The sequence below is a fragment of the Microcoleus sp. F10-B2 genome (genome assembly GCF_036704965.1).
Classification (GTDB): domain Bacteria; phylum Cyanobacteriota; class Cyanobacteriia; order Cyanobacteriales; family Microcoleaceae; genus Microcoleus.
Map to the genome: position 1 here is coordinate 1 of NZ_JAUBTB010000156.1, position 9,576 is coordinate 9,576.

Consider the following 9,576-nt stretch of genomic DNA (forward strand, 5'->3'; position numbering starts at 1 on the left):
GTTTTTGGCTGGCATACACTATAACTAATGATTGCTTATTTTTTTATATTATACAATCTAGCTGCGTCTCAGCTTAAAGATGGTCAGTTTCGGATTGCTACTTCAAAAGGAGGCACTAATAATTCTTTTCAGCAGCCGGGAAGTTTTCACGGTCAAGGAAGTCCAGATCGAGATGAGCGCCAGCACGAAATATTGCAGTATTTCCACATAATCGATGGGGCGCTGCACGAATATTTGCACAATAAAAAAGCTCCTTTAGTGTTAGCTGGAGTTGAGTATTTGCTCCCGCTTTACCGAGAAGCAAATACCTACCGGCATTTAGTTGAAGAAGGAATTACAGGCAATCAGAAACTTCTCAAGCCGGAAGAGTTGCGGGCCGAAGCTTTGCCGCTGGTGGAACCTTTGTTTTTGCAGGCTCAGTCAGAGGCGATCGCACAATACCGCGATCTGACAGGAAGCGATAAAATTTCTGCTGATTTGAAAGAAGCTGTTTCGGCTGCTTATTTTGGACGGGTCGATCGACTATTTGTTGCTCTTGGCGTTCAGCAGTGGGGTACTTTTAATCCCGATACGAACTCGGTGCAAATCCACCCAGATGCAGAATTGGGCGACGAAGATTTGTTGAATGCCGCAGCAATTCAAACTATTCTCAACGGCGGAACTGTTTACGCAGTGCCGCCGGAAAAAGTGCCGGACGAGGCGCCTTTAGCTGCTATTTTTCGCTATTAATTCACTAGGTTTAAACCAATGGAATCTACTTCAATGACAAATTCCGACAAACAAAACCAAAGTAGCAGCGGCGATACCGAACGCTGGGCATCTTTAATTGGCGGCGGCGCCCTGGTGCTTTTTGGTTTGTCGCAGCGTTCTTTGCGAGGTGCTTTGCTGGCGGTTGCGGGTGGCGGTTTAGCGGCGCGCGGGCTGGGGGTTGTGGAGGGTTTGCAGTCGGCCGCAGATCCGAATCAAAGCATTAAAGTTGAAAAGACGGTGACGATCGACAAACCGGCTGATGAATTGTACCGTTTATGGCGCAATTTTGAAAATTTGCCTCGGTTTATGAAGCATCTCAAACACGTTGCGGTCATCGATGAAAAACGTTCTCACTGGATTGCCAGCGCGCCGATGGGCAATAGCGTGGAATGGGATGCAGAGATTGTCCGCGAAGAAGAAAATCGCTTAATTGCTTGGGCGTCTGTTGAAGGAGCTGATATTGAGAATTCAGGTTTTGTGCGCTTTCAACCGGCACCTGCAGGACGCGGTACTGAGGTAAAAGTTGTCATCGAATACAACCCTCCGGGCGGTGCAATTGCTGCTGGTGCTGCTAAACTATTTGGCGAAGCTCCCGAACAGCAAATTGCCGACGATTTGCGCCGCTTTAAGCAGTTGATGGAAACTGGGGAAATAGCGACTACGGAAGGTCAATCTTCGGGCCGCAAGTAAGTATAGCACTTTTGGTGGTAAGCCCTTGTAGGGACCCGGCGAGTGTAGGGACTTAGGGCAAGCCCATAGGTGTTCAACTTAAGCTTTTTGTCCACCAGTCCTCCCGCCGGCCCTCCGGGTCCGCCAGGGAATGAATTCCCTGTCTAATAGCTAAAGTCCTCTCAAAGAGGACTGAAAAACTCATGAGTCGTCTTCAGACGACTTGAGCTTTGAGGCTCTTGTTTCAACCGCTGTCGGACTATCGGTTGTACGTTAAGTTGACACCTATTGACTCTTGGAGTGTCCCTACGGCATGAGCGATCGATCGGGACTAAAGTCCTTACTAGAAACCGTAGAGTTTGTGCGGGCAACCTATTTATTTTTGAGATTATTAACTGATGTCCTCAGAAGTAGTTTTTGGAAATGCGGGCGCTGAAGGTGCAAGTCGCGGCGGGTGGTTTGCTGGTCACTTTATGACCCCTGAAGACGACCCGCGATCGACTTCTGTTTTAGAAGTAAAATGGGGCACTCACCCCGCCGGAGATTGTAGGACTCAGTGGGCGGTAAATGCGACAGCCACGACGCTTTCTATCCTGGTAAAAGGGCGGTTTCGCCTGCAATTTCCCGAACAAGAAATATTGCTTTCTCGCGAAGGAGATTATGCTCTCTGGCTGTCGGGAGTGCCTCATTCTTGGTCTGCCGAGGAGGATTCGGTAATCGTGACTGTGCGGTGGCCTTCCCTGTCGGGAGATAGTTCTGGCGTTAAGAATTAACTTTAATTTCGGGCACCAAAACACGGCCGCTATAACCCGCGCCCTGGTAGCGATCGATCGCCTCTGATGCGATAACACCCGCTTTCCCACTCTCCACCAGCGCTACGCAAGCACCGCCAAAACCTCCGCCCGTCAGCCTTGCGCCGAAGACTCCGGGGATTGACTGCAAGATGGCTGCCAGCGCGTCTACTGCAGGCACCGAAACTTCGTAGTCGTCGCGCTGACTGGCGTGGGAAGCATTCATTAACTCGCCAAAACGTTTTGCTGGCAAAGATTTTACCGCTTGGAGCACGCGGTTGTTTTCGGTAACGACGTGCCGCGCTCGCTTTCTGAGGGGTTCCGGCAATACTTCGATAGCTTGGGGATCGGCGATATCCCTGAGAGCTTTAACTCCCAATATCCGCGCGGATTCCTCGCACTCGGCGCGCCGCTGGTTGTAGCCGCTTCCGGCTGCTAGTTGGTGGCTTTCGCCGCTGTCAATTACTAAAATTTCTGTGCCTGTGGGAAAAGGTATCGGGCGGCATTTGAGGCTGCGGGTGTCGATCAATAGCATGGTGTTGGTGTCTGCTAAACTCGACGCCATTTGATCCATGATCCCGCAGTTCAAGCCGGCATAGCGGATTTCGGCTAGCTGTCCGATTTGAGCTAGGCGCACGTCGTCTATGGGGAGGTTCAGCAGCGCGCGCATTCCTCTGAGGGTTGCTATTTCTAAAGCGGCGCTGCTGGACAAACCGGCTCCGATCGGCACATTGGAGGTAATGTAGAGATTTATTGGCGGTATTTTGTATCCTTCTTTTTCTAAAAGTCTCAGGCAGCCACAGATATAAGTGACAAATTTTTGCGGTATGGTATCTTCGTCTGAATAATTTATGAGTTCGTCATATTCTGCTGAATAAAAATGGTGTCGATTGTCGCTGCTGAAGCCGATTTGTACTGTTGTGCGTTGGGGAATCGCAGTTGGAAGTACAAATCCATCGTTGTAGTCTGTGTGTTCGCCCAGCAGGTTTACTCTTCCGGGGGCGCTGGCTGTGATTTTGGGTAATGTACCAAATACTCGTTGGAATTTCATTTTTGGGGAAGTGGTAATTGGTTCTTGGTTATTTGTTATTGGTTATTTGTTATTGGTTATTTGGAAAAACAGCTATCCGTGTGTCCGTGACTTACGTGTTGTGCTGTTGGTAATTGGGAAGAAATAAATTTATTTTTTATCGTTTGTCATTATTATAGTGCCCAAGTTTTTTGGTTAATTCAACCCCTGTTAACAAAAATAAACATCACCTTAGGTAGGGAAGAGATATTGAGCTGTGATAGAATGACAGGCTAAGATTTCTCCAAAAATTCAAAAAATGCGATCGACCAGACCCCGGAAACAGTTTGCTCAACATTGGCTCAAAAGCGAGAAAGCCTTAGATAAGATTGTGAAAGCGGCTTCTTTGGATCGCGATCGCGTCCTGGAAATTGGGCCGGGTACGGGGATTCTGACTCGGCGTTTGCTGCCTGCGGCTGAGTCTGTTGTTGCTGTGGAGATCGATCGAGATTTGTGTCTCAAGCTAGCCAAACAACTCGGCAAAACCGACAATTTTTTACTGCTGCAAGGCGACATCCTGGAAATGGACTTAGATGCTGAACTAACGGCTTTTCCAAAATTCCAAAATCCCAATAAAGTTGTTGCCAATATTCCTTATAATATTACCGGCCCGATCCTGCAAAAACTGCTGGGAACGATATCTGTTCCTGCTGCTAAACCCTTCGATGCGATCGTGCTCTTAGTGCAGAAAGAAGTGGCCCAAAGGCTTTACGCTAAACCGGGTTCGACAGCTTTTGGCGCTTTGTCGGTGCGGGTGCAGTATTTAGCAGAATGCGAGTTAATTTGCGATGTACCCTCTAAAGACTTTTTTCCGCCGCCAAAAGTCGATTCCGCCGTGGTGCGGCTGCTTCCCAGACAGATAGAAACTGCGGCGGTTAATCCGCGCTATTTGGAGAATTTAGTTAAGTTGGGATTTGGTAGCAAGCGCAAGATGCTGCGAAATAATTTGAAAGGGGCTGTGGATTTAGATAAACTCGTTCAATTGCTAGAAGAGTTACAGATAAATCCTCAATCTCGCGCTGAAGATTTAAGCGTGGAGCAATGGGTAAATTTGAGTAATAATATTATGTCCAGTCATTTGAATGGGAGTCAGGAATGTTTAAGAGACTTACTATCCTAATTTTCGTGTCATTGTTATCGATTACGCCCCCTGTTGGTCAGAAAAATGTTGAGGCAGTAATGAATGTTGAGACAGTACGGAATGTTGAGACAGTACTGCAATCTTTACCCACTAAATATTCAGGGACATACCAATGGGTAAATTCTCAAGAATCATGGAGTGTTGTGGTCTCTATTTCCGATTCAAAAGCATTGAATGAGAGCGATATTGAACTGAACGGAATCGAAAGATTTGTGAATGAGAAAACCCAAGAGGTTTATGAGTCTAAAATTCGAGTGCTCATCAATATTCGCAGCTTAAATTTCGTGATGGAAGAGATATATTCTCAGAAGGAGGATGGATTTATTCCAATGGTTTATCGTGGAACGATGTCACCAGATTTAAGAGACATCAAGGCTGAGTGGGTTAGCGGAGACGGCGCAATAGTTGTAATGACTTTGAGAGCAATGGTGCGCTGATGGCAGCCGTTGCCTAACTTCTGTGGAGCGGCGAAATTCAAATTGTGTTTTTATTGTTTGCATTTCCTCAAACATAACTATCTAACGTGTTTATTTCAGCCTCATGGGAATTTTAATAATAAATTCTGCACCTTTCCCCGGTGCAGAAATACACTGCAATTCGCCTTGATGTCTTGCTGTGATAATTTGATAGCTGATCGATAAACCCAATCCTATGCCTTTTCCTACTGGTTTAGTGGTAAAAAATGGATTAAATAACTGCTTCATCACCGATTCAGTTATTTCTGGCCCGTTGTTGCTAATTCGGATTTCTACCACTTCACTGTCTGAAAGTTTAGTAGAAATTTTGATGAGGGGACGATTAGCTTCATTGGCGGCTGCAATCGCACTGTGACTGTCATCTTCTAAAGCATCAATAGCATTAGCCAGGATATTCATAAATACTTGATTTAGCTGTCCGGGATAGCACTCTATTTTCGGGAAATTGCCATATTCTTTGATAATTTGAATGCTGCACAAACCGGGCTTAGCATTCAATCTGCTTTGCAAAATCATCAGTGTGCTGTCAATTCCTTCGTGAATGTCGGCTAATTTCATTTCTGCTTCATCATGGCGAGAAAAAATTCGCAGCGACTTGACAATACCGAGAATGCGCTCGGCACCTTTTTTTATAGAAATTAATATTTTACGCAGGTCAGATTTGATAAAATCTAAATCTACAGAATTGAGTTTTTCTTTAACTGCGGGTAGGGGATTGGGATACTGCTCTTGATAGATATTGACCACTTCTAGCAAACTATCGGCATACTCGCTAGCGGGAGTAACATTGCCGTAAATAAAGTTAATCGGATTGTTGATTTCGTGAGCAACCCCAGCGACCAATTGCCCTAAAGAGGACATTTTTTCGCTGTGAATTAGGTTGGATTGAGCCTGCTTCAATTCAGACAATGCTTGTTCGAGCTGTTGAGTTTGACATTTTAACTCTGCCGTACGTTCCTCAACTCGAATTTCTAATTCTTCTTTAGCTTTTTTTAGTGCAGCTTCTGCTAATTGGCGCTCGACAATTTCCGATGCTAGGAGTCGGTTTGCCAATTCTAACTGTTGAGTTTGAGACTTTAACTCTGCGGTGCGTTCCTCAACTCGAATTTCTAATTCTTCTTTGGCTTTTTTTAGTGCAGCTTCGGCTAATTGGCGCTCGACAATTTCAGCTTCTAGGAGTCGGTTTGCGGATTCTAACTGTGCGGGACTGGGAAGTGCTAGGGCTTGAGGCATTAAGCCTACCAAAAGTATGGCTGTAGCAAAGGAAATAAGGGCAGTAATTGCTTTCATTGTTCCTGAAAGCCAATAGGTAGGATGCCAAAGTGTCCAGAGTTCAAATATGTGAGTGATGCCACAGGCGACGATAAAGGCTCCAAACAGGGCAAAGATCCAATTAAATGGCAAATCTTCGCGTTTGGAAATAAAATAAACCAATGTAATTGGGATCGAAAAATACGCGAGTGCAATGATAGAATCTGAGGTAAGGTGAAGCCAGACTAACGGGGTATGCCAGAGATAGCAGTGGCCGTGAGGAATAAATGGCCCGGAAGTAAAAAAAGTTTTCCACATTTCCTGCATAATATTTCCTTTGAGTTGTGAGAAAATGGACTCTGACTGGTGTCAATTAATTTCAACCAGGGGTTTCTTTCACCTGCGGCTTAATCACCTATGCGTTCATATTCTCTGCTAGCTTCAGCAAAAATCAATCTGTATTTGGAAATCATAGGCGATCGCCCCGACGGATATCACGAACTGGCGATGGTACTTCAAAGCATAGATTTAGCCGATCGAATTGACTTGCGCGCGATCGGTACGGACACGATTCGCGTGCGCTGCGATCACCCGCAAGTCCCTCCTGATAAGAATAACCTGGCCTACCGGGCGGCGGATTTGTTGGCGAAGCAATTCCCCGATGCTTTGGCGAAATACGGCGGAGTCGAGATTGCCATTCACAAGCAGATTCCGGTGGCGGCGGGGCTTGCCGGGGGTTCGGCTAATGCGGCTGCGGTTTTAGTCGGAATGGATTTGCTGTGGCAATTGGGACTTACTCAGTCGGAGTTGCAAGAGTTGGGGGGAACTTTGGGTTCGGATGTGCCTTTTTGCATTGCTGGAGGTACGGCTTTGGCAACCGGTCGCGGGGACCAACTGTCGCCGCTGCCTGATTTGGGGGGCTTTTCTGTGGTGTTGGCAAAGTACCGCAATCTCAGTATTTCTACGGCATGGGCGTATCAAACTTATCGCCAGCAGTTCAGTAGTTCCTATTGTGCAGCGGAAGATTTGGAGTGCCGCCGGGAACGGCTGCATTCGGGCCCGATGGTGGGGGCGATCGCCCAAAAAGATCGATCGAAAATTGGTCAATTGCTGCACAACGATTTAGAAAAAGTTGCTTTGCCCGTTTACCCGCAGGTGTTGCAGTTGCGGGAGGCTTTTGAGTCGGCGGGGGTTTTGGGCACGATGATGTCGGGTTCCGGGCCGACGGTGTTTGCGCTGGCGGAGTCTCCTGAGCAGGCTCAGCAGGTTTTGGAACGGGTTAAAAGTGCGATCGCTTCTCCCGATTTGGATTTTTGGGTAGCAAAGTTTAGCAATACGGGGATTCGGATTTTTTCGGAGGAAAATGATGTAAAAGCGCCGATTCCGAGGGTGTAAATCGAAGATGATGCGATCGCGATCCGAGTTAAATGCGTCTAACAGGCGATTGTCAAGATGAATCTAACTTTGCGCAGAGTCTATTGAGATCGAAGAACTGATAAAATGCCATGAAACACTGATTTTAATTTTGGTTAATTAACCAGGAATCTAAAATCTAAAATCTAAAATCTAAAATCGCAATGGCTGATTTAACTAATCCTAATTCTAGTTCTCAACCTCCAAGTTCTGCTGAGGATGCTTTGCCGCCCAAGTCACCGACGGTATTGCGGTGCCTGACTGGTTCGCTGATGGCGGGCAGCTTTGCTGTACCTTTGTACGCGCTAACTATGTCGATCGCTCAAAGTTTTGCAAGTAAGCCAGTTCATTCGGACAATATTACTGCGATTAAAATTTCGGTAGCCGTGCGAACTTTGGTAGTAGGAATGGCTGCTTTGGGGACTGGTGTTTTTGCTATGGCGGCAGTGGGTTTGATGCTGCTGGCCGTGCAAATTTTGATTCAAAATTTGGTGAAAAAACCCGATAGGTCTTCTGGTGTTTAAGCGTTATGTCTCTTGCCACATAAATATTACTGCAATTATTTATTGTCACAGCAAGTGCTTAACTGGTAGTGACACTAACTTGGCTAATTTCTCCGCAACATCTACCCGGTGACATTTATCGGGATTCATTTCAGCACATAACAATAGAACTGTGCCTTGCTGAGTGATTTCTGCAACTTCACGCAAAGCAGCTTTGGCTTTTTTTTGATGGGGCGGTATCCATTTTTGGGTTCCCGATGTATTTCCTAAATCGATTTTGGAAATGTATTTAACGTTTTTTGAAAAGCAAAATTCTTCAATTTTATCCCCATACCACCTGCGAGTCCAAGCGCGAGGATTTTTCCTAACATCAATTACATATTTAATATCATAACTTTGCAGATATGCTAAAAACAAGTCGTAGTTTTTTCGATTTCCATAGCCAAAGGTGAATATGTATTCATTTTCAAGTTGTTCGGATTCATTACATTTTTCGCAAAAAGATTCAACTTCCTCTTTATTGGTCGTACTAAGAGAAATCTGAGCTGATTGAGAGGATTCATTATTTTTGCAAAGAAGTTTGTTCATCATAATTGATAATTAGAACAAGGAAAGCTGAGAAACTATGGGTGGATAAAACAAGCCAATGATCATGAAACTTTTTTTATGATTTTTTAAGTTGCCTACTATAAAGTATAAATCTTTATTGTGTAAAAAATCAATTTCTAGTTTTTGCCTTACTTTTTCGAGAGCGTCCTTCTCCTTGGCGAGTGGTGTTAAACCTTGAGATTTATTTCTACATTTCCTATAAAGTTCTTGAATTTCCCAATCACTAATAGTATAACGATGTGCGTCGCCGTCTTCGTCAATAAATTTATACCCAAACTGATATGGAATTTTTTCAAGTTCTTTTGGTGGCTCAAATAAATCTAGCTGATCTATAACTGCTTGTTGCTTGGGTTCCCACTCACGTGTAGTTTCTTGACAGAAATATTTTTTAATAGTTCGTGGCTTAATAATACCCAGAGACTTATCTTGATTTTGTATATCCCGAATCGAGCTGAACTTTAGTGGTAAAATAAGTTTTTTTCGTTCGCTCCAATTATTGCTCGTGTCAATTTTTTTCAAAACTTCTATTGATTCATCATCTATCCGAAAACTCTCCAATCTATAATCTTTATCGTTTCTTTCAATTTTAGCACTTATAATAGACCATCTTGGATAGCGCCGATCGAAATCTAATTGTCGGAAGCGAATAGGATAAATGCGAACCCACTTAAGTGGTTTTTCTTCATCATCCAAGATAACTCCCGCTGTGCATACCGTTTCTCGGTATTTTGTACTAATTGATGGATATGTTTTGGTTGCAATTAATATTTTTTGCCTTTCCATAAAGTTTATTCTTGATAATTGCATTTTTATATGCAATCGCTAGTGATAAGCTGTCAAACATCTAAACTGCATTAACTAAGTTACCTTTATTTTTTATTTTTCGGTTCCATTTCATAATTAG

11 protein-coding genes are annotated in these 9,576 nt (G+C 44.6%); 7 read left to right on the forward strand and 4 right to left on the reverse strand.

The window, feature by feature from the left end; genetic code table 11:
- Nucleotides 1-27: 27 nt before the first annotated feature.
- The 3 genes from QUA99_RS31285 to QUA99_RS31295 all read left to right on the forward strand — a co-directional run bounded on the left by QUA99_RS31285 (nucleotide 28) and on the right by QUA99_RS31295 (nucleotide 2,192).
- Nucleotides 28-729, forward strand: a complete 702-nt coding sequence (locus QUA99_RS31285) for a baeRF3 domain-containing protein (RefSeq protein WP_333245000.1) — start codon at nucleotides 28-30, stop codon at nucleotides 727-729.
- 33 nt (nucleotides 730-762) lie between these two features.
- Nucleotides 763-1,440: an SRPBCC family protein gene (locus QUA99_RS31290; RefSeq protein ID WP_333244997.1), complete on the forward strand. Its 678-nt coding sequence runs from the start codon at nucleotides 763-765 to the stop codon at nucleotides 1,438-1,440.
- Between the two features lie 377 nt (nucleotides 1,441-1,817).
- Entirely contained in the window at nucleotides 1,818-2,192 is a 375-nt protein-coding gene (locus QUA99_RS31295; protein ID WP_333244994.1) for a signal peptidase I, read from the forward strand.
- On the opposite strand, the gene galK is transcribed toward QUA99_RS31295, so the two are convergent.
- Nucleotides 2,182-3,261: a galactokinase gene (galK, locus tag QUA99_RS31300; protein ID WP_333244992.1), complete on the reverse strand. Its 1,080-nt coding sequence runs from the start codon at nucleotides 3,259-3,261 to the stop codon at nucleotides 2,182-2,184. The two genes, QUA99_RS31295 and galK, sit on opposite strands and share 11 nt — an antisense overlap.
- Nucleotides 3,262-3,538: 277 nt before the next feature.
- Here galK and rsmA point away from each other — a divergent pair, with 277 nt between their 5' ends.
- Together rsmA and QUA99_RS31310 are read left to right on the forward strand one after the other, a co-directional pair.
- Nucleotides 3,539-4,399, forward strand: a complete 861-nt coding sequence (gene rsmA / locus QUA99_RS31305; RefSeq protein ID WP_333244988.1) for a 16S rRNA (adenine(1518)-N(6)/adenine(1519)-N(6))-dimethyltransferase RsmA — start codon at nucleotides 3,539-3,541, stop codon at nucleotides 4,397-4,399.
- Between the two features lie 59 nt (nucleotides 4,400-4,458).
- Nucleotides 4,459-4,857 (forward strand): hypothetical protein, encoded by a 399-nt coding sequence (locus QUA99_RS31310; protein WP_333244986.1) that lies wholly within the window; start codon nucleotides 4,459-4,461, stop codon nucleotides 4,855-4,857.
- Between the two features lie 90 nt (nucleotides 4,858-4,947).
- Here the strand turns inward: QUA99_RS31310 and QUA99_RS31315 are convergent, their stop codons facing one another.
- Nucleotides 4,948-6,474 carry an ATP-binding protein gene (locus tag QUA99_RS31315; protein WP_333244983.1) on the reverse strand — a complete coding sequence of 509 codons (1,527 nt, stop codon included), beginning with the start codon at nucleotides 6,472-6,474 and terminating at the stop codon, nucleotides 4,948-4,950.
- 90 nt (nucleotides 6,475-6,564) lie between these two features.
- On the opposite strand from QUA99_RS31315, the gene ispE reads away from it, so the two are divergent.
- A complete protein-coding gene (gene ispE, locus QUA99_RS31320) occupies nucleotides 6,565-7,542 on the forward strand; it encodes a 4-(cytidine 5'-diphospho)-2-C-methyl-D-erythritol kinase (protein ID WP_333244980.1) in 978 nt (325 codons plus the stop codon).
- Nucleotides 7,543-7,724: 182 nt separating this feature from the next.
- Entirely contained in the window at nucleotides 7,725-8,084 is a 360-nt protein-coding gene (locus QUA99_RS31325) for a DUF3082 domain-containing protein (protein ID WP_333244977.1), read from the forward strand.
- Nucleotides 8,085-8,129: 45 nt separating this feature from the next.
- Here the strand turns inward: QUA99_RS31325 and QUA99_RS31330 are convergent, their stop codons facing one another.
- Nucleotides 8,130-8,654 carry a DUF488 domain-containing protein gene (locus QUA99_RS31330; RefSeq protein WP_333244974.1) on the reverse strand — a complete coding sequence of 175 codons (525 nt, stop codon included), beginning with the start codon at nucleotides 8,652-8,654 and terminating at the stop codon, nucleotides 8,130-8,132.
- A gap of 9 nt (nucleotides 8,655-8,663) precedes the next feature.
- Complete coding sequence (locus QUA99_RS31335) at nucleotides 8,664-9,455, reverse strand: hypothetical protein (RefSeq protein WP_333244971.1); 792 nt, start codon at nucleotides 9,453-9,455, stop codon at nucleotides 8,664-8,666.
- Nucleotides 9,456-9,576 lie beyond the last annotated feature (121 nt).

Bases quoted from the DNA above. Each gene is read 5' to 3' on its own strand.
- QUA99_RS31325 (WP_333244977.1), top strand. From the start codon at position 7,725: ATGGCTGATTTAACTAATCCTAATTCTAGTTCTCAACCTCCAAGTTCT.
- rsmA (WP_333244988.1), top strand. From the start codon at position 3,539: ATGCGATCGACCAGACCCCGGAAACAGTTTGCTCAACATTGGCTCAAA.
- QUA99_RS31330 (WP_333244974.1), bottom strand. From the start codon at position 8,654: ATGATGAACAAACTTCTTTGCAAAAATAATGAATCCTCTCAATCAGCT.
- QUA99_RS31335 (WP_333244971.1), bottom strand. From the start codon at position 9,455: ATGGAAAGGCAAAAAATATTAATTGCAACCAAAACATATCCATCAATT.
- QUA99_RS31285 (WP_333245000.1), top strand. From the start codon at position 28: ATGATTGCTTATTTTTTTATATTATACAATCTAGCTGCGTCTCAGCTT.
- QUA99_RS31315 (WP_333244983.1), bottom strand. From the start codon at position 6,474: ATGCAGGAAATGTGGAAAACTTTTTTTACTTCCGGGCCATTTATTCCT.
- QUA99_RS31295 (WP_333244994.1), top strand. From the start codon at position 1,818: ATGTCCTCAGAAGTAGTTTTTGGAAATGCGGGCGCTGAAGGTGCAAGT.
- QUA99_RS31310 (WP_333244986.1), top strand. From the start codon at position 4,459: ATGAATGTTGAGACAGTACGGAATGTTGAGACAGTACTGCAATCTTTA.
- galK (WP_333244992.1), bottom strand. From the start codon at position 3,261: ATGAAATTCCAACGAGTATTTGGTACATTACCCAAAATCACAGCCAGC.
- QUA99_RS31290 (WP_333244997.1), top strand. From the start codon at position 763: ATGACAAATTCCGACAAACAAAACCAAAGTAGCAGCGGCGATACCGAA.
- ispE (WP_333244980.1), top strand. From the start codon at position 6,565: ATGCGTTCATATTCTCTGCTAGCTTCAGCAAAAATCAATCTGTATTTG.